This is a genomic window from Halorubrum tibetense, assembly GCF_055396225.1.
Genome location: NZ_AP043742.1, coordinates 647,861 through 666,718, shown reverse-complemented (window position 1 = coordinate 666,718; position 18,858 = coordinate 647,861). Strand labels below are relative to the sequence as shown.

General features: G+C 68.7%; 18 protein-coding genes. 8 read left to right on the top strand and 10 right to left on the bottom strand.

Annotated elements, in window-relative coordinates; all coding sequences use genetic code 11:
• Positions 1 to 27: 27 nt before the first annotated feature.
• On the bottom strand, positions 28 to 2,472 hold the full coding sequence (locus ACZ5TV_RS03310) for an STT3 domain-containing protein (RefSeq protein WP_464384099.1): 2,445 nt from the start codon (positions 2,470 to 2,472) through the stop codon (positions 28 to 30).
• A 172-nt stretch (positions 2,473 to 2,644) separates the two neighbouring features.
• Between ACZ5TV_RS03310 and ACZ5TV_RS03305 the strand changes: the two genes are divergently transcribed.
• On the top strand, positions 2,645 to 3,091 hold the full coding sequence (locus ACZ5TV_RS03305; protein WP_379783789.1) for a VanZ family protein: 447 nt from the start codon (positions 2,645 to 2,647) through the stop codon (positions 3,089 to 3,091).
• A gap of 27 nt (positions 3,092 to 3,118) precedes the next feature.
• On the opposite strand, the gene ACZ5TV_RS03300 is transcribed toward ACZ5TV_RS03305, so the two are convergent.
• From ACZ5TV_RS03300 to ACZ5TV_RS03290, 3 genes are all read right to left on the bottom strand, one after another.
• Complete coding sequence (locus ACZ5TV_RS03300) at positions 3,119 to 3,346, bottom strand: YgaP family membrane protein (RefSeq protein ID WP_379783787.1); 228 nt, start codon at positions 3,344 to 3,346, stop codon at positions 3,119 to 3,121.
• A 56-nt stretch (positions 3,347 to 3,402) separates the two neighbouring features.
• Positions 3,403 to 5,127 carry an FAD-binding domain-containing protein gene (locus ACZ5TV_RS03295; RefSeq protein ID WP_464384098.1) on the bottom strand — a complete coding sequence of 575 codons (1,725 nt, stop codon included), beginning with the start codon at positions 5,125 to 5,127 and terminating at the stop codon, positions 3,403 to 3,405.
• Between the two features lie 75 nt (positions 5,128 to 5,202).
• Entirely contained in the window at positions 5,203 to 5,634 is a 432-nt protein-coding gene (locus ACZ5TV_RS03290; RefSeq protein ID WP_379782051.1) for a universal stress protein, read from the bottom strand.
• Between the two features lie 144 nt (positions 5,635 to 5,778).
• On the opposite strand from ACZ5TV_RS03290, the gene ACZ5TV_RS03285 reads away from it, so the two are divergent.
• Positions 5,779 to 7,281, top strand: coding sequence for a DUF6498-containing protein (locus ACZ5TV_RS03285; protein ID WP_379782049.1), 1,503 nt, complete (start codon positions 5,779 to 5,781; stop codon positions 7,279 to 7,281).
• 47 nt (positions 7,282 to 7,328) lie between these two features.
• Here the strand turns inward: ACZ5TV_RS03285 and ACZ5TV_RS03280 are convergent, their stop codons facing one another.
• The 3 genes from ACZ5TV_RS03280 to ACZ5TV_RS03270 form a co-directional block, all read right to left on the bottom strand.
• The gene (locus ACZ5TV_RS03280; RefSeq protein ID WP_379782046.1) at positions 7,329 to 7,868 is read right to left on the bottom strand and encodes a GNAT family N-acetyltransferase; all 540 of its coding nucleotides are present in this window, start codon (positions 7,866 to 7,868) and stop codon (positions 7,329 to 7,331) included.
• Positions 7,868 to 9,139, bottom strand: a complete 1,272-nt coding sequence (locus ACZ5TV_RS03275) for an ornithine cyclodeaminase, nickel-pincer nucleotide-dependent (RefSeq protein ID WP_379782044.1) — start codon at positions 9,137 to 9,139, stop codon at positions 7,868 to 7,870. Before ACZ5TV_RS03275 ends, ACZ5TV_RS03280 begins: the two co-directional genes overlap by 1 nt.
• 101 nt (positions 9,140 to 9,240) lie before the next feature.
• Positions 9,241 to 11,103, bottom strand: a complete 1,863-nt coding sequence (locus ACZ5TV_RS03270; protein WP_464384097.1) for a site-2 protease family protein — start codon at positions 11,101 to 11,103, stop codon at positions 9,241 to 9,243.
• A gap of 139 nt (positions 11,104 to 11,242) precedes the next feature.
• Between ACZ5TV_RS03270 and ACZ5TV_RS03265 the strand changes: the two genes are divergently transcribed.
• Positions 11,243 to 11,482, top strand: a complete 240-nt coding sequence (locus ACZ5TV_RS03265; protein WP_379783829.1) for a hypothetical protein — start codon at positions 11,243 to 11,245, stop codon at positions 11,480 to 11,482.
• A 60-nt stretch (positions 11,483 to 11,542) separates the two neighbouring features.
• Here the strand turns inward: ACZ5TV_RS03265 and ACZ5TV_RS03260 are convergent, their stop codons facing one another.
• The 3 genes from ACZ5TV_RS03260 to ACZ5TV_RS03250 all read right to left on the bottom strand — a co-directional run bounded on the left by ACZ5TV_RS03260 (position 11,543) and on the right by ACZ5TV_RS03250 (position 14,521).
• Complete coding sequence (locus ACZ5TV_RS03260; protein WP_464384096.1) at positions 11,543 to 12,526, bottom strand: 5,10-methylenetetrahydromethanopterin reductase; 984 nt, start codon at positions 12,524 to 12,526, stop codon at positions 11,543 to 11,545.
• 10 nt (positions 12,527 to 12,536) lie between these two features.
• The gene (locus tag ACZ5TV_RS03255; RefSeq protein ID WP_464384095.1) at positions 12,537 to 13,292 is read right to left on the bottom strand and encodes a coenzyme F420-0:L-glutamate ligase; all 756 of its coding nucleotides are present in this window, start codon (positions 13,290 to 13,292) and stop codon (positions 12,537 to 12,539) included.
• Positions 13,293 to 13,522: 230 nt separating this feature from the next.
• The gene (locus tag ACZ5TV_RS03250; RefSeq protein WP_379783420.1) at positions 13,523 to 14,521 is read right to left on the bottom strand and encodes a ferritin-like domain-containing protein; all 999 of its coding nucleotides are present in this window, start codon (positions 14,519 to 14,521) and stop codon (positions 13,523 to 13,525) included.
• A 539-nt stretch (positions 14,522 to 15,060) separates the two neighbouring features.
• On the opposite strand from ACZ5TV_RS03250, the gene ACZ5TV_RS03245 reads away from it, so the two are divergent.
• The 5 genes from ACZ5TV_RS03245 (at position 15,061) to ACZ5TV_RS03225 (ending at position 18,769) form a co-directional block, all read left to right on the top strand.
• A complete protein-coding gene (locus ACZ5TV_RS03245; RefSeq protein WP_379783719.1) occupies positions 15,061 to 16,329 on the top strand; it encodes an RNA-guided endonuclease InsQ/TnpB family protein in 1,269 nt (422 codons plus the stop codon).
• A 110-nt stretch (positions 16,330 to 16,439) separates the two neighbouring features.
• A complete protein-coding gene (locus ACZ5TV_RS03240; protein WP_464384094.1) occupies positions 16,440 to 16,940 on the top strand; it encodes a DUF367 family protein in 501 nt (166 codons plus the stop codon).
• A 68-nt stretch (positions 16,941 to 17,008) separates the two neighbouring features.
• Positions 17,009 to 18,028, top strand: coding sequence for a hypothetical protein (locus ACZ5TV_RS03235; protein WP_464384093.1), 1,020 nt, complete (start codon positions 17,009 to 17,011; stop codon positions 18,026 to 18,028).
• A gap of 82 nt (positions 18,029 to 18,110) precedes the next feature.
• The gene (locus ACZ5TV_RS03230; RefSeq protein WP_379782742.1) at positions 18,111 to 18,410 is read left to right on the top strand and encodes a hypothetical protein; all 300 of its coding nucleotides are present in this window, start codon (positions 18,111 to 18,113) and stop codon (positions 18,408 to 18,410) included.
• 179 nt (positions 18,411 to 18,589) lie between these two features.
• On the top strand, positions 18,590 to 18,769 hold the full coding sequence (locus ACZ5TV_RS03225; protein ID WP_379782745.1) for a hypothetical protein: 180 nt from the start codon (positions 18,590 to 18,592) through the stop codon (positions 18,767 to 18,769).
• Positions 18,770 to 18,858 lie beyond the last annotated feature (89 nt).

The following is an 18,858-nucleotide window of genomic DNA, read 5'->3' as shown; positions in this document are numbered from 1 at the left end:
CACTGAAACGAGCCGTCTCGTGGGTGTCTACACGTCCACCGCGACGGCTTCTCCCTCCTCGACCGCATCGGGGGTGACCGTCACCGTCCCGTCGCCGTCGTCGCGGGCGTCGCCGTCGGATACGTCCCCGCTCGCCGCCGTGTACTCGCCGGGGTACGCCACCCGAACGTCGAACGTCCCGTCCGCGTCGGCGGTCGTCCGCCGCTCGTACGTGAACGTCTCCCCCGCCGTCTCCACGTCAGTCGTCACCGTCACCGTCTCGCCGGGCTCGGCCTCGCCGGTCACCGCCGCGCCCTCGACCGGCCGGAACACCTTCACCTCGCCGCCGTCGGCGACGAAGCCGAGCTGGAACCGCCCCGACCCGTTCGCCGCGTCCGTCGCGCTCCCGTGCGCCTCGAACAGCTGGTCGTAGACGCTCGTCCCCGGCGTCGACCCGTCGATCTCGTGGATCGCGACGTAGCCGACCGTGCCCGCGAAGCCGTCGGCGTGCGCGTCGGGATCGGCGTCGCTCACGAACGGCTCGTAGTTGCTGAACGCGTAGCCGTACCCGTCCCCGTCGCCGCGAACCGCGTAGTTGAACATCCGGTTGCGCCCCCACTCGCTCAACACGAAGTCGGGGCCCTCACGCTCGGCGGCGTCGGCGTCGATCCACTCGATCGCCCCCGCCTCGTCGTCGGTGGCGGCCACCGTGTCCATCACCGCGGGCACCATGACCAGGCTCAGGCTCGCGACGAGCCCCACGACGCCGAGCGCGTACCCGACCTGTCGCCCCGTCAGCCCCGGGGGACGGAGGGTGACGTGGACCCGGTCCGGCCGGGGGCCGAACGGCTCGGGCCGTTCGGCGACGTCGATGACCGAGAGCAGGTAGACGAGCCCGACGCCCGCACACACCGCGACGACCCCCGTCGCCTCGCCCGCGAAGCGGATCTGTACCAGCGCGAACCCGATCAGCGCGCTCGCGTAGCCGACGACGACCAGCCAGCGAGGCTCGTGACGGACCACGCACTGCCAGCCGGCCCAACCGAGCACGGGCAACGCCACGAACAGGAACCAACCGAAGTGGTCGATGGGCCCGAGGAACACGCCGAAGTCGCTGGCGAACAGCGCCCGGGTCTCGGCGATCCCCTCCCGACCCAACAGCGAGTCCAGCGCCCGTTCCGTCAGCCGTGCCGCCTCGTCCGGACGGACCCGCCTGAACCCGAGCCACAGCGGGACGACACTCGCCGCCGAGAGGCCGAGGTGGATCCCCGGATGGGCGTCGAACCGCCCGAGTACCGCCGCCGCGCCGGCGACACAGACGACGCCGACGGCGACGAGCGCGAGCGCGTAGACGGCCAGCGGCTCCTGCCACCCCGCCCGCGTGTGAAGCGCGTACGCCAGCGCGAACCCGACGCCGAGCGCCCCCACCACGGGCGCGGCCGCGACGAGCGGGTTCCAGCCCGCTCGAAGGTCCGAGCTCGCCCGCAGCGTCGCGTACACCGCCAGCCCGACGAGGAGGATCGGCGACCCGTTCCAGGTGTGAACCATCGCCGCGAACACGACGCCGAGCAGGCCGACCACCGCCCACGTCGCCGGCGACGTCAGGTGACCGACCCGCGTGTCCGGGGTGCGCGTCTCGTGGTCCCGCGCGAGCCACGTCACCCCGACGATCGAGAGCGTGAGCCAGACGTAGTCGACCGCGTGATGGTCGAAGAAGCCGATCCCGGAGTACAGCGCGTGTCCGGGCAACAGCGCGAGCGCGACCACCGACGCCACCCCGATGCGCTCGTCGTTCGTCGTCCACGTCGCGATCAGGTAGACGCCGATGCCGACGACGAGCGCGGCGACCACGGGGAGCCACGCGACGACTGCCGCCGTCCCTTCCCCGTCGACGCCGACCAGCCCCGTCGCCCACCAGCCGAGCGTGTACGTGAGCGGTTCGCCGCTCGCCCGCCCGCCCAGCACCTCCGCGATCCCGGCGAAGTCGAGTCGCCCGACGTCGGCCGCCGCCAGCCGGTCGACCCAGGTGAGGTAGTGGTACGGGTCGTTGCCCGGAAGCAGCACCCGATCCTCGCGGAACACTCGCGTGACCGTGAACGTCCGAAACACGAACAACAGCGTCAACGCCCCCGCGAGCGCGACGCCGAGGTCCCGGTGGAGTCCGTCGGCGACCCCCTCGACTCGCTCGCGGATCGCCGCCCCGAGCTCGCCCGTGCGACCCCCGTCGTCGGTCGCCCCGCCGCTCCCGTCGTACGGCTCCCCGTCGAGGGCGGCTCGAACCGCCTCGCGGTCGGCGAGCCGATACGCGTCGCCGTCGTCGGTCCGCTCGACCACCCCGCGCGAGACGAGCTCGCCGAAGGTGCCCGAGTCGATGTCGACGTCCTCGAACGTCCACGGCCCCGTCGCGTCCGCGTCGAGCAGCGACTCCAGCGCGTCCGCGATCTCCGGTCGGTCCGCGAGGAGCTCGCGCGTCGCGGCGTACGGGTCCGCCATTACCCGAGTCGTCGGGAGGGGACCGGCTAAAGTGCTGCGTTGTCGGGGTCGTCGAGGCGAGATAACGTCCCCGCCCCGCCTCCAAATGACCCTCCCTTCCCCGACCGACTCTGCCCGGCTTCCCCGACCCGGACCGGACGGTTTAGGTCACGGGCGCACGCAGGTCCGCCGAATGCCTCGACTCCGACTCCCACTCGTCCCGGGTTCGCTCCGATGGGCGGCGGTGGCGCTCGTCGGACTCGTCATCCTCTACTACTCGGTCGTGCCAGCACCCGGCAGCGGCACGTTCCGGTCGGGCCCGTTCGGGCTGGTGGGGTTCTCGACGTGGCTCCACCTGCTGGCGTACGCGGGGTTGACCGCGACGCTCGCGTACGCGCTCCACGACTCGCCGCGGCCCGATCGGCAGGTACTCGCCATCGTCTTCCTCGTCGCCGTCGCGTACGGAGCGGGCGTCGAACTGCTCCAGTCCACCCTGGCGAACCGCCACGGCGACTACGCCGACGTCCTCGTGAACTCGCTCGGGGCCGGCCTCGCCGTCGTGGGTTGGCGGGCGCTCACACGATACGCCCGGTTCTACCGCGCGCGGCGGCTGACGGATCTGGAGCTGCCGGTCGAGTGAGGCGACAGCACGTCCCCGGCGGCGGCGCTACTTCCCCGGGTCGACACGACAGGTGTCGACGCCGAGCAGCGAGTAGAGCCCGCAAGTCCCCGTGGCAGCGGTCCCCAGGGCCGCGATGGCCACGACACCGAACACCGGCGCGGCGAGCGCCGGCAGCGGGGCGACACCGGCAAGGGTCGCGAGCGAGAGCGTTCCGACGACCGCGCCGACCGCGACGCGAACACGTCTGTCCATGGATCCGACGTTCTTGTCCATACCACACACAAGCGCTCGCGGTACCTAAACCCGTCGGCGACAGTGTCTCCCCCCGCTCAGAACTCGTCGAGGCCGGTTTGTGCGCCCCCGCAGCGAGCCGGTCCGCCTGCCTCGTCGCCGGGGGTTCCGTCCCCGCGCTCACCGGCCCCGAGACCCCTGTCGCCGGCGGCTCCGCCCTCGAGTTCACCCTCTCCGTGTTCGGCCGCGATCGACGCCGCGCCGCCGATCCCGCCGGAGAGCGACGCCCGTCTCGCGACCGTCTCGTCGGCGAGTCGTGCGGCGGCACGGGGGTAGGCGGCGGCGTAGCGGTCGCGAAACTCCAGACGCGCGGCCTCGTAGTCGACGACCGGATACGGGTAGTCCTCCCCGATCCGAACGCCACAGTCGTCCTGGACTGCCAGCGGAGCCTTCGCCGGTCTGGGAAGGTACTCGGCCGGGAGCTCCGCGAGCTCGGGCACCCACCGGGTGATGAACTCGCCGTCCGGGTCCTGATCGCGGACCTGCTTGTGGGGGTTGTACAGCCGGAGGCCGGGGCGACCGACGAGCCCGCACTGTGACTGCCACTGTGTGTAGTTGATCGCGGCGACCGAGTCGATCAGGTGCTCGTGGAAGTGGTCCGCGCCGATCAGCCACGGCTGCTGGAGGACGTGAAAGTAGACGCTCGCACAGAGCGCCCGCATCCGGAAGTTGAGCCACCCCGTCTCGCGGAGAGATCGCATGCTCGCGTCGACCATCGGGAACCCGGTTTTCCCGGCCTTCCACGCCTCGACGAGTTCCGGGTCGTGCCGGTCACGGTTGAACCCGCGCATGACCGGGTTTACCGCCTCGTCGAGCCAGCCGGGCCAGTCGACGAGCTTCTGTCGGTAGTGTAGGTTCCAGAACAGCCGGGAGACGAACATCGACTTCCCCCGGCCGTCCGGCGCGTGCTCGTCGACGTGACGGTGGACCTCCCGGACCGACAGACAGCCGAACCGGAGATACGGCGAGAGTCCGCTCGTTCCGTCGCGGGCGTCGACCGGCGAGGAGATGCTCCCGGGGTACTCGCCGATCCGGCTCGTGAACGACTTCAGCCGATCACGGCCCGCCTCCCGGCCCCCGGTCGGAACCATCGACTTCTCGCCGACGACGTCGTACGCGTCCGCGACGGTCCCGGGGTCGATCCCCGTGTCGATCCGCTCGACGGCGACCGCACGCGGGTCCCAGTCGTGCGGGTCGGCGGCCAGCCACGACTCGACAGACTCCTTCCAGCCGCGCCGCGGTCGATCGTCGTCGCGCACGAGGCCGTCCCCATCGACGAACCGGACGCCGAGCCGCTCGCGGGCCCGCTCGTCGCGACGGAGTCCGTATCGACCCGTGGGGTCGCGCGTCGCGACCACGTCCCACCCGGCGTCGACGAACCGACCGAGGAGCTCGACCGGGTCGCCGTGAGCGTACGTCAGTCCGGGCGTGCCGACGTCGCGGTACTGGCGGTCGAGGTCGCGCAGGCAGTCGTGGAGGAACTCGATCCGGGCGTCACAGGCCATCCCGCGGTCGCCGTAGAAGGCCGGATCGAAGACGAAAAGTGGGAGAACGCGCGGGTCGCCGGCGCGTTCGGCGGTCGCGCCTTCGGGATCCCGCTCGCCTTCCGGTGACGCGGCCGCCGCGAGCGCGGCGTTGTCCGCGATCCGCAGGTCCTCGCGGTGCCAGACTACGGTTCCGGGATGGCCGGCGGCACCGATCAGCGACTGGATCCGGTCGGTCTCCGGGAGTGTCGCGAGCGCCTCCGCCTCGTCCGCGCCCATTCTCACCCGATAGTTCGAGTCCTCGGGGCAAGGGTCTGTCGCCGACGGATGCGCCGGGGTCGGCTCCCGAGACTGCTACCGGATCACCGTCACCGGAACGGTCGCCTTGTCGACGACGCTCTTCGCGACGCTGCCGACCACCTGCTCGCGCTCCTCGCTCAGCCCGCGGTGGCCGACGTGAATCGCGTCGGCATCGCTCTCGTCCGCGAACGCCGTGATAGCGTCCGCCGGGCGGCCGGTCAGCAGCTCCGTTTCGATGTCGATATCCGCTCCTTCCTCGTCGGCGACGGTCTCGGCGACCCGCCGGGCCGCCGATAACACGCGATCGCCCTCCTCGACGGCCGCCTCCTCGCCCGGGAGGATGAGCATCCCGTCGATCAGTTCTGAGTCCGGCGTCAGCACGTGCGCGATCACGAGCGTCGCCTCGAACGCGGCGGCCTGTCGCGCGGCGTACCGGACCGCTTCGTCCCCTAGCGTCGACCCGTCCGTGGCAACGAGGTATCGCATGGATGGAGATAGCGTCGCCTCGTACATAACTCCTCGACGGCGTTCCCGCGCGGTGGGGTCGCGAGTGAGGGTCGCGGGCGGGGGTCGCGGGCGGGCCGTCGTGTCGCTTATAACCAGAGGCCCTCTGTGTTCCGGGGACGATCGATGCCCTCCACCCGCTCCGACTCGTCGGCTCGAATCGACCCGTTCCTTCCGGTCTTGGTCGCGAACCTGCTCCCGCTCGTCGGGGTCGTCCGGTTCGGCTGGGACCCCGCGACGCTTGTGGCTATCTACGCCATCGAGGTCGGCCTCTCGATCCCGTTGGCGGGCGTGAAGGCGTTGTTCGCCGCTCGGCCCCCGCCGTCGGACCGTGAGGAGGGCTTCATCAGCGTCACGAGCGCCGAACTGGTGGAAAAGCGGGGCTCCGTTCGCCTCGTCGCGTGGCTCCCGCCCGTGTATCCCCGGAACGTCCCGTTCGCGGCCGCGGTCGCCGGCAGCGCGGGATGGTTTCTGGTGTTCGCCGGAGCGGTGTTCTCCGAGGTCTTCGACCTCCCGGCGCTCCTCGCGCGACCCGAGGTGCTCGCGGCCGCGCTCGCGCTGTTCGCCGGACAGTTGATCGAGGTCAGTCGGGAGTACATCGGCGACCGCGGCTACGAGACCGTCTCGCCGTACGCGGTCGTGGAAACGCCGGTCCGCCAGGCGTTCTTCCTGGTGTTCGTCGGCCTCGCCCTCCCGTTCCTCGACACGGTCGGTGGCGGGGTCGCGATCCTCGTCGTCCTCGTCGGGCTCAAGCTCTTCCTCGAGTGGTCGACCGTCCGGTCGTCACGTGACGGCTTCACCGGCTGGCTCGCGGGCCCGAGCGGGTCGGAGGACGCCCCGGCGACCCGGGATCCGGTCGACCGCCCTCGGGGTGACGAGGAACCCAGGGCGGACCGCGTTCCCGGAGCCGACGGGTCTGACGGTGAGGCTCCGCCGGCCCCGGACGCCCGGTTTCGGACGCATCGCCGCGCGGTCGTCGCCACCGCGCTCGCACGAACGCTCTCCTGGCCCGCGGCGTTTTATATCACCGGCTTCGCGGTGATCTGGGTCGCCGTTCTCGGGACGTTCACCGACGGGGAGCTGCCCCCGGCGATCGCAGTCGGGACCCTGGCCGTCGTCGTCGGCCTCTGTCTCGCCGCGATCGGGGTCCACGTCGCGGGGTTCGTCCTCCGGTACGCGTCGCTCGAATACCGGCGGTACGACGACCGGATCGTCGCGTACGACACGTGGCTCGACGAGCCGCAGTGGGCGGCACCCGTCGACGTGCTCCGCGACGTCGAGGTCGTCGAGAACAGGCTGCCGGATCGCCTACTCGACGCCCGTACGTTCAGGATGACGACCGGGTGGGGCGACGAGGAGAGAGCACGGGTGGTCGGGCCCGTTACCGACCCGGAAGGCGTCGTCGAGGCGTTCGACCTGCCCGTCGGCACGACCGATCTCCGGCCGATCGACCGTCGGATCGCGGCCGCCTCGGTCGTGTTGGCGGCAACGATCGCGCTCGGCGTCGGCGCGTCCCTCGTCCTCGACGGCGACGCGCTCGGATCGCCCCTGTTCGTCGTCTTCCTGCTCCCGTTCCTCGTTGCGGTCCCGCGGCTGGTGTGGTCCGGGTCGTACCCGGACCCCGACTGACGGATCAGGCGGGAACGACGACCGTCATCGCCCCCGCACCGCCGCGATCACCGTTCGATCGGGCGGGCGACCATCTCCCCCCACGGCTCGAAGCCGTGCCGGTCGTAGAACGCTCGGGCACGCTCGTTCGCCGGGTCGACGTCGAGCACCACCCGGTCCAACGGCAGCTCCTGGTCGGCCGCGAGCGACAGCGCGGCCGACACGAGCTCGTCGGCGACGCCGGTGCCACGATACTCGGGCGCGACGTAGAGCTCGTTTATCACCGCGGCGTCCCAGACGAACGCCAGTCGCTCGGGGAGGACGAAGACGTACCCGACGACACCGGCGTCGACGTCGCTGTCGGCGTTGCTGTCGGCGTCGGTCCCGTTGTCGACGGCCACGGTCACGCACCGCGGGTCGTCGTCGACACAGCGGTCCACCCACGCGAGCCACGCGTCGCGGTACGCGTCGGTGAGTTTGCCCTCGTACGCCGTCGCCTTCGCCTCATCGCCGGTGCTCTCGCCGAGCCCTCGCTCGAACGCGAGTTTACATCGATAGAGGCCGTCAGTGTCTATCTCGGGGTCGTACGGGCGGATATCGACCGTCATCAGACGTCGCCGTCGGTGGTGTGGCTCTCGCCGTCGTCCTCGAGGACGAACTCCGCCAGCGTCGGCACGAACGTCCCGATGTCGGTCACCATCCCGATCGCCTGCGCGGAGCCGCGGTCGAGCAGCTGGGTGACGGTTGCCGGGTTGATGTCGACACAGACGGTCTTCGTCGTCGACGGGAGACAGTTCCCGACCGCGACGGAGTGGAGCAGGGTCGCGAGCATCAACACGACGTCGGCGTCGTGTGCCTGATCGCGGATCGCGTTCTGTGCCTCGACCGCGTCGGTGATCGTGTCCGGCAGCGGGCCGTCGTCGCGGATCGACCCCGCGAGCACGGTGTCGACGTCGTTCTCGACACACTGGTACATCACCCCCTCCGTCACCTTCCCCTGCTCGACGGCGGCCTCGATCCCCCCCGCCCGGATGATCTCCGAGATGGTCCAAATGTGGTGTTTGTGACCCTTCCGCGGGTGTTCGAGGGTCTCCACGTCCATCCCGAGCGAGGTGCCGTACAGCGACCGCTCCAAGTCGTGGGTCGCGAACCCGTTGCCCGCCGACAGCGCGTCGACGTACCCCGCCTCGACCAGTCGCGCGAGCGCCTCGCCCGCGCCGGAGTGGATCACGGCGGGGCCGGCGACGACCATCACGTTCCCGCCGTCGGCTTTCACCTCGCGTAACGCCGCGGCGACCTCTCGGATCGTCGACTCGGAGGGTCGTTCCGAGGAGACGCCGCCCTGCATGAAGCCGAACGCGCCGCCGCCGCTCCGGGGGCGCTCCGGCGGGTGTACCCGGATCCCCGACTGGTCGGTCGCGACCATATCTCCCTCCTCGACCGCGTCGAGCACCCGCGTGTAGGCGCGCGGCCCGTTTCCTTCATCCGGGTCGGGGTCGACGACGAGCGCACAGTCCATCTCGATCCGTTCGACGTCGATCCACTCGCCGTCGTACAACACCTCGGTCGGGTGGTTCGTCGTCGAATAGAAGTTCGGGGGGACGACTTTGTCCGCGGGGGCGGCGACGAGTTCCACGTCGGAGGGGTTCTCCAACACCGCGCCGTTCTGGTGGAGCTCGTGGAGGATCGCCTGCAGCGTCTCCTCGTCGTCGGCCGACACCTGCATCCGACAGTACGACTCGGCCTCCTCGTGGGTCCCGACGTCGAACCGCTCGACGTCGAAGGAGCCGCCGAGATCCATCACCGCGCCGAAACAGCGCTGCATCGTCCCGCTGTCGATGATGTGTCCCTCGATCTCGACGGTGCGTGCGTGGCTCATATCCACCCGTCAGCCCGCGTGGAGAAACCGGTTTCCCCTGCGGCGGACGTTGCTGTCCGCGGTTGCGGAAGGGCGGGCGACGACCCCGCCGGCCGGTCGCCTCAGATCATCCCGAGCGCGCCGAGGATCTGGTTCCCGAAGATCATCGCGATCAGGCCGAACAGCATGAGCAACCCCGACGAGACGGTGATCGTTCGGACGGCGGCGTGGCGGTCCGACAGCGGGAGCCGGCTCATCACCGCCTCCGCGACCATCCGCAGGATCCGGCCGCCGTCGAGCGGGAACGCCGGGAGGCAGTTGAAAAGCGCCAGCTGGATGTTGATCCACCCGGTCCAGAACAGCAGGTTCGCTAACAGGAACGCGCCCCCGCCCAACACCGCGAGCCCACCGTCGAGCACGAAGAAGTTCGTGACCTCCCCGGTGAACCCCGCGAAGTTGAACGGGAGCCCGAACAGGCTGCCGAGCGGGAGGATCAGCGTCACGAACACGAGCCCCAGGGGCGAGTCGATCAGTCCGGCGAAGGCGGGCTGGACGTCCGCGAGCGCGTCGCCGCCGTCTCCGCCGAGCAGTTCGAGGTACGCCCCGGCGGGGTACTCCGTGACGCCGAAGTCGTCGAGCGCGAGCCCGCTCGTCCCGGGGAAGACGCTGACGCCGATGAACCCGCCGTCACGGTTCGGGTGTGCGTCGAGCGTCACGTCGTAGGTGACGCGCTCCTGCTCGGTCGTGTACGCGACGACCTCGACGGTCGCTCCGGGTTCGCGCTCGCCGAGCACGGTCGCGAGGCCGTTCGGGCCGTCGCCGGCTGCGTAGACGCGCTCGCCGTCGATCTCGACGACGGTCAGCGGTTCGCCGAACGCCGCGCCGGCCTCGTGGAGCGGGCCGTCCTCTTGCACACCGACGACGTACGCGCCGATCGCCATCTCAACGCCCTCGGTCGCGTCGCCGACCCCGCCTTCAACGCCGGCCGATTCCGTCGTCACCGTCGCCCGTTCCGCGTCGCCGACAGCCTCGAAGAACGCGCGCTCCGTCCGCACGGGCTCGCCGTTCACGGCCGCGATCGTCACGGGCCGGTCGGTGACTTCAACGCCGAGGGCGTTGCCACCGGCGGAGCCGACCGCTTGGAGCTCGCGTGCGACCTCGGTCGTTCGCTCCTCGTCACCGTCGTCGACGACCACCTCGACGTCGGCGTCGGCCTCGCGGATCGCCGCCTCGAACTCGTCCGCGGTCTCGACCGGCTCGCCGGCGACCTCGATCAGCCGGTCACCCTCCGCGATGTCGGCGGCGGCCGCCGGCGAGCCCGGGTTCACCTCGCCGACCGCGTAGCCGGGGGCGACGGAGATCGCGCCTACAACGGGGCCGAACAGCAGTGCGAAGACGACGATCGTCAAGAGCGTGTTCGCCGTGACGCCCGCCGCGAACATCCGCGCCCGGGCACCGCGGGACACCTCCTGGGTCGCCTCCTCGTCCGGCTGGACGAACGCGCCGACCGGGATAGCGGCGAACAGCACGAGCCCCATCGACTCGATGTCGATCCCCTCGACGCGACACAGCAGGCCGTGGGCCCCCTCGTGGACGACCATCGCGATCGCGAGCCCGGCGACGATCTCGCCCGCGACGGACAGCGGGAGGAACTCGTTGACGCCGGGGATGATGAGGAAGTTCTGTGGCTGCTGGACCGCTGAGGGCTGGGTGGCCGCCAGCGCGGAGATCCCGGTCGAGACGATCAGAACGAACGAGCCGACCATGGCGACGAGCGCGCCGCCGAGACCGAGGTTCGCGACGACTCGCCAGGCGCGCTTCGGGCCGGAGAGCCGGTCGAGAAACGCCCGTCCACGGCGGGTGTGGATCGTCGTCAGCGGACCGGAGACCCGCACGGAATCGGGGAGGTATCCCCGGTTCCGGAGCCACATCGCCGCGGCCGTGTACGCGAGGATCCCCGTTAGGATCCACAGCAAGGTACTCATTACCGTCGTCTCCGTGTCGGTCGGGTGTAAGCCGTTCGGTTCCCGGAACCAGGCTCCGCCCCGGCCCCTCGACGGCAACCCGGAGACGTGGATCGTCCGAACTACAACACCCAAGTACCCCCCGACCCAACGCTCGGGTATGATCGCGCTCCTCGATTTCGTCACGCGACTCCTCGGCGACGTCGGCCGGTTCCTCGACATCTTCGCGAACGAGCTGATCCTCGGGCCCGTCGACCCGCTGACGGCGGTGCTCGTGGTCGTCGGCCAGCTATTCATCATCGCCGCGGTCTCGGTCTTCGGGTACGCCGCCGTCGGCGCGCTGTTCGGCGAGTTCGGCGTGAAGCTCCCGTCGCTGGGCGGTCGCGGCCGAGCGGACTGAGCGCTCGACCGTTCCCCGTCGGTTCAACCTGCCCCGACAGCGACGCGGTCGGCTCCCGCTTCAGAACAGTCCGTCGAGTGCCTCGGCCGCGAGCTCGACGCTCGCCTCCAGGTCGGGACCGAGCGGGGAGCCGACGACGAGGCCGTCCGCGTGGTCGGCCACGCTCGCGGCCCGTTCGCGGACCGTCTCCGGCGTCCCGGCCATACAGAACGCGTCGGTCATCTCGGGGGTGACGCGCTCGAAGGCGGCCGAGAACTCGCCGGCCGAGACGTGCTCGCCGATCGCTTCCGCGGCGTCGGGATCGATACCGTGTCGCTTCAACACGGGCGGGGCCGCCCCCGCGGTGATGAACGCGACCGGCGGGCGGGCGGCCTCGCGGGCCGCCTCGCCGTCCTCGGCGACCGAGACGGCGGCGTAGGCGATCAGGTCGAACTCGCCACGGTGCTCGGGTCGGTCGCCGAGTCCGTCGTCGACCTGGTCGCGGGCCCACGCGAGATCCTTCGGGTGTGAGCCGTTGTACAGGAGGCCGTCGGCGTGTTTCGCCGCCATCCGACACATGTGCGGTCCCTCGCCACCGACGTGGACCGGGATCGACGCGCCCTGCGGGGGTTCGTAGTTGAGTCCGGCGTCGGTGGCGTCGAAGCTGCCGTCGTGGTCGACGCGCTCGCCGGCCCACAGCTTTTGCGCCGTCTTGAACGCCTCCAGCACGGAGCGGAGCCCACGCTCATCCTCCAGCCCGAGGTTGCGGAGGGTCGAAGGGTCCCCCGGGCCGAGCCCGAAGACGGCCCGGCCCTCTGATAGTTCGTCCACGGTCGCGACCCGCGATGCGAGCGTCACGGGATGGGTCTCGTACGGGTTGGCGACGCCCGGGCCGAGCCTGACCTCGTCCGTCGCGGTCGCGAGCTGTGAGAGGAACGCCCACGGGTCGCGGTTGTTGTAGTGACACGTCGAGTAGACGGCGTCGTAGCCGGCTTCCTCGGCGCGGACGCCGAGGTCGACGAGGCGATGCAGGTCGTGTTCGGGGGTGAGTTCGATGCCGAGCATGGTGTGGTGATTACGTCCGGAACTCCCAGTCGCGGAGCGCTTGGCGGACGAAGTCGCCGTCGACCGCGCGGAAGTGGTTGTTCGAGCCGTCATGGTCGCCGAACGTCCAGTCGCGGACGACGACGACAGGCGTGCCGCCCGCGCCCTCGCCGGCGAGGAGGTTGGCGGCCGACGCCAGCTCGTCGATCACGTTCTGGACGGTGACGCCCATCTCGCGGCCGTCGCGGTCGCGCTCGCCGCGCCAGTCGCGGCTCGCGGGCATCCCGGCCCAGCCGATCGCGACCCCGCGCTGGCCGTGACGGAACGGCCGACCGCAGGTGTCGGTGACGACGACGCGGTCGGCCGCGAGTCCCTCGCGGATCCGCGCCGCGCTTTCGGAGGGACGCTCCGGGAGCAACAGCAGGTCGCCGTCGGGAACGTTCGACCGATCGATCCCCGCGTTGACGCCGATGTGGCCGAAGCGGGTCGCCGTCAGGAGGAACGGGGCCTCCATGATCAGCTCCGTCGACTCCTCGATCACGGCCTGGGCGAACCGCGGGTCCTTCTCCTCGCCCGAGAGCTCCGCGAGCCGCGCCGCGACCTCCTCTGCGCGCGGACTGGGCGGGAACGCCTCGAGGTCGTAGGTTCGGCCCTCCGCCTTGGAGACGACGGTGCTGGCGACGCAGACGACGTCGTCCTCGTGGAGATCGACGCGCGCGTCGATCATGGCCGCCAGATCGTCTCCCTCCCGGATCTCCGGCAGGTCCGGTACGGCGAACAGCTCCATACGTGTTCAACCGCCGCGACGAGGAAAAACCCCGCCGGTACCGGGTCGGTTTGACGGTATCGAACGCTCAAACGACTGACAGCGCACTACCGCGTGAACACTCGCTTCGAAAGGCGCGACGAGAACGACGTCGGGGCGCTCGATCCGCGAAGAACACGCGGATCGGTTCCCGGTACCAGCGTTCCGCGCTCTACAGGTCTCCGCCGTTGCTTACCCGTCTCCGCCGTTGCTTACACGTCCCCGCCGTTGCCGTCACCGCCCTCGTCCGTTCCGTTCCCGTTCTCTCCGTTGCTCGTCTCGTCCTCGCCTTCGTCCGTACCGTTTTCGCCTTCGTCCGTACCGTTTTCGCCTTCGTCCGTACCGTTTTCGCCTTCGTCCGTGCCATCCCCGTTCTCTCCGTTGCCCGTCTCGTCCTCGCCTTCGTCCGTACCGTTTTCGTCTTCGTCCGTGTCATCCCCGTTCTCGCCTTCTTCGTCGTCTTCTTCCTCCTCGCCCACAATGAATGGGGCTGCGAGTTCCAGCACCTCGGAGCGAGAGCGCGCCTCGTCGAACGCCGTCGGGAACCCGGTTTGGCTGGTTAATGTGCGCACGAAGGACGCGTGTCGCGCCTCTACGCTGTGAATGCTGAGTGCGGGTGCGACCAGGTCCTCGTTCTCGATGAACGGTGCCGCCCCGGCGTACGCGGAGACGCCGATGTCCTCGAGCATGGCGGCGGTCGCGAGGAACGGCTCCGCGTACTCGACGCGGAGTCCGAAGTCGAACTCCAGATCCTCGACCGGTTCACCACCCAGCGCCTCGATCGTCTCACCGAGCACGTCCGCGTGAGTCTCCTCGTGTTCCTGTATCGTCACCAGTTCATCGTACGCCCTCTCTGCGAGGGCGCTGTCCGCTTGGAGCATGTTGCAGGTGCAGAGCTCCTCCTCACTGATGTTCTCCAACGCCTGTCGGTAGAAGTCCGCTTCGAGGAGCTCGAGCGTTCGGGCGTAGTTCAGGATCGCAACGTCGTCCTCGAACTCGTTCTCGATCGGTTCCGGGTCCTCGCCGTTCGTCTCCTCGTCGTCTCCGTCCTCGTCATCTCCGTTCTCGTCGTGTTCATCGCCGCTGACAGGAGCGACGAGTCCCACACCGGCAGCGAGCCCACCGAGAGCACCGGCAGTCCCGGCGACGAACTGTCGCCGTGTGTTGTTTGCGCTATTCTCCAGCACGTCGTCGTCAGCTATGTTCTCCACACCACCACTTCGGAGCACCCTGTATTCGTTATGAATGAGCACGACTCTCCGCCGAGTCGCATCGTCGAAAGTAACCTTACCGTTATTTCTACCTGAATCTCCGTGGAGAGGTGCCGCAGTCGGGCGGTAATATCGGCTTTTCTCGACAATATTGCCGGTGGAGAGACTGTGCAATATACGTGAGATACACCTCCGTTCGAGTGTTTAGCCTGACGGTCACCGGTGACGACATCCACCAACGAGTGGGAGTCGCGGAGAGACACCACGACACGGTCTCGCCGTGAACGGTCACCGTCTCACCGCGAGGTGTTCGACGAGCAGCCGGGTGGGTTTGGCGACGAGCCGTGAACCGCCTCGGGATCATGCCCCGGGGCACTCGCCTTGCTTATCGAAGTTACAAGGCTAAAACCCCGCCCTGAAGGGCGGGGATACAGCCGACAATTCCTACACAACCCACCGCCGATGGCACTGCCGGATATTCTACGCTCAACCACTGTATTTAATAGAAATATTCTATAAGTACTTATGGACACAGTACGATGCTGGAGACAACTCGCACCTATCGAGCGAAAATCGTCAACCACCAACAGGTGAGTGACGACCTCGGTGATTGCGGGTACTCAGCATCCAAACTGTGGAACGTCGCCCGCTATCACTCCCAGCAAGAATGGGATGACACGGGAGAGATTCCGTCCGAAGCCGACCTCAAGCGCGAACTAAAAGACCACGAACGATACAGTGACCTACATTCTCAGTCAAGTCAGCGCGTTCTCGAAGAACTCGCTGAGTCGTTCAACGGTTGGTTCAAAAAGCGCAAGAATGGCGACACCGACGCGAATCCACCCGGATACCGAAAGCGAGGCGACAAACACCCGCGTTCCACCGTGACGTGGAAGCAGAACGGCATCAAACACGACTCCAAGCACAACAAACTCCGCCTGAGCAAGGGCTTCAACCTGAAGAACCACCGCTCAGACTTCATCCTCACAGAGTACGAAACACGACCGGACGTAACCGTGGAGAACATCCAGCAAGTGCGAGCAGTGTGGGACGGCGACCGCTGGGAACTGCACCTCGTCTGTAAGGTCGAAATTCCCGTCGAGGACGCACCCGGCGACAACACAGCTGGAATCGATCTCGGTATCAAGAACTACCTCGCTATCGCCTACGACGACGGTGATGCGGAGTTGTATCCGGGGAACGTACTGAAACAGGACAAGCACTACTTCACCCGCGACGAGTACGACACCGAAGGCGAGAACGGCCCGTCACGCCGTGCGCTCCGCGCCCGACAGAAACTCTCGCGTCGGAAAGACCACTTCCTGCACGCCCTCGCCAAACACATCGTTGAGCAGTGCATTGACCACGCGGTCGGTCGCATGGCTGTTGGCGACTTGAGCAAGATTCGAGAAGAGGAGAACGGTGACTCGCGGAACTGGGGTAAGTGCGGGAATAAGAAACTCCACGGATGGGAGTTCGACCGTTTCACCACGTTGCTTGAATACAAGGCTGAGGAACACGGTATCCTCGTTGACCGAAAGAGCGAGCGGGACACGAGCAAGACGTGTTCGTGTTGTGGTCGGAAGCGTGAGGCGAGCCGTGTGGAGCGTGGGTTGTACGTCTGTGAATCGTGGGGTGCAACGATGAACGCAGACGTGAATGGTGCGGTGAACATTCGCAGAAAGATAACTCAGAATCCCCCAACGGGGGATATGAGTAACGGTCGTTTGGCACGGCCAGTAGCCTATCTGTTCAATCAAACCTCGGGGCGTTTCGCACCGAGCGAACAGGTGGGTTGCGAACCCTAATATCCCAACGCTCGGGAATCCTCGCCCTTTAGGGCGGGGAGGATGTCAACTGTAGACGCCGTTATCCGCCACTCCGCACCCCTTATAACCGGCCCGGCCGATCGGGTATCGTGGACCTCCACGTCCGGTACGAGGGCGACGACGACCCCGAGAAGTGTACGGCGCGGAAGCTCGCGCGCTTCGACCTCGCCGAGCTGCATCGATCCGATCGCGCCACGCCGTACGGGGTGGTGTTGAACCCGCACGCCGAGCGGGCGCTCTCGCCCGCGGACGCCGACCTCGCCCGCGAGAACGCGCTGGTCGCGCTCGATTGCTCGTGGGAGTCGGCGGGCGAGAAGCGGTTCAGCCTCCCCGGCGAGCACCGCGCACTCCCGTATCTGGTCGCCGGCAACCCCGTCAACTTCGGGCGGCCGATGCGGCTCACCACGGTCGAGGCGTTCGCGGCCGCCCTCGTCATCCTCGGCGAGCCCGATCACGCGGAGCGGATCATGGCGAAGTTCACCTGGGGCGAGACGTTTCTCGACCTCAACGAGGAACCCTTACAGCGGTACGCGGCGTGTGCGGACTCTCGTGAGGTCGTCGACATCCAAGGCGAGTACCTCGACCGCTGAGCGGGTGCGCTCCCACTCCGCCCGGGCGGACGACGGTTTTTATACCGAACCGCCGTATTCTCCCGCGTATGCCCTCCGAAGGCGCTGGCTCCGGTACGGCGAGCGCTCCCGCTGCCGAGCGCGACGACGACGAGGTCGCCGAGCGCGATGCCAAGATCGCCGACCGCGACGCCGAACGTGCGGGCCTCGAAGCCGGCGAGAGTCACACTGCCGCCGACACGATCGTGTGGGGCCCAGTCCGTCACGACCGGATCCGGTCGCTGATCGTCGGGGTCGGACTGGCAGTCGCCCTCGTCTGGGCGGCGGTCGGCGCTATCCTCGCGATGAACGTCGGCTCGGCGCTCGCTTCCGTCTCGCTCGGCGGCGTCGTCTCGGCACTCGCGGAACTGAACCTCGGCGAGACGTTCGTGGGTGTCGTCTTCGTCTTCGCGCTCGCGCTCCTCACCGTTCCGTATCTCTATCTCTTCTATGACGATTGGGAGCTCGGGTCCGGGCCGCTCCATGATCGACTCTCGGGGCTCTCGTCGCTGCGTCCCGGTTGGGTCCTTCTCGGCGCGACGGCCCCGGTCGCGGTGTGGCTTCTCGGCATCGACTGGACCGGACTCGGCGTCTGGCCGCTCGTCGCGTGGCTCTGGCTCGTGCCCGTCAGCCTACTGTGGCGGGGCGTCGAGGTCGAGTTGGATCCGGGGAACCACGAGATCCGCCGCCGGTACCCCACACAGGACCGGAGCCGCACCGACGACCTCGACGCGGTGATCCGGACGCGACGTGTCGACCTCCCGCGTGCCGGGACCGTGTTCCTGCTCGCGTATCGCGGCAACGAGTGGTACCGCTCGACCCCGTGGCTCACCGTCCCCCGGGACCGCGCGGACGCGGTGGGGAACACCCTCGATGACGTCCTCGCTCGCTCGCCCGGACCGACCCGTGCGAGCGTCCCCGTCCGCACGATGCTCGCGCTGATCGGCTGCTCGACGCTCGTGCTCGGCGGCGCGCTGTCCGCCGCTGGCGAGGGGGGTGCGGCGGTCGCGCTCGCCGCGTTCTCCGCGCCGTTCACCCTCGTCTTCCTCGCGCTCGCCGCGCGGCTCTGACCCGTCGTCACCCGCGTCGCCGTTCGCGGTCACGACCACCCCCACCGGTCGACTCAAATAGCGGCACACCCTACCAACGTGTATGGACAGACAGCGGCTCGAACGGGCGTTGGCCGACGAGTTCGGTGGGACCGACGCGCAGCGACGCGCGGTGGCGCGGGCCGCCAGTGATCTGGCCGACTCCGGAAAACCCTCCAGGGATCGCGGCCACGGTCTCACCGTCCCCGCGGTGGTCCGTCACCTCTCGGACGCACCCGACGGCTCCTCGCTCGTCGACCGGTGGAACTGGTGGATGGGGGCGCTCGAAGCCGCCTACGGCGGGTATGACTACTTCACGGTGCGGTTCGTCGCCGACGACGAGGAAGCCGGACTCCGCCGGTGACCGATGGCTGCTCCCGCCGGTGACCGGCGGCTAGATGCCCCAACGGTCGACGGTCGATCCCCGAACCCCGATCAGTAGTTCCCCGGACGTATTCGTCCGTTCAGGCTCGCATGGCTTTACTTTCAGTTTCACTCCGGGGATGGCTCGCTTATACAACGGTTCCGACGGATCGCTCTCGTATGAGCGTGGCAACAAGCGACCGGCCCCGATACGCGACACCAACGCGGGTGGAGGTCACGGAGTGCCGAACCGACCGTATCCTCGACCGTGCACGGTCGAACCGTGTCGCCGACAGCGAGGTCTACTTGGAGCGTCGCGGTGGGCGGACGTTCCTCGTGACGACGCCGACCGATCGCTAACGACCCGTTTCGGGGGACTCTCTGCTGCGGGCCAGCGGAGCCGATCAGTCACCTGCCACTGACCAGTCGTCAGCGATCAGCCGTCAGTT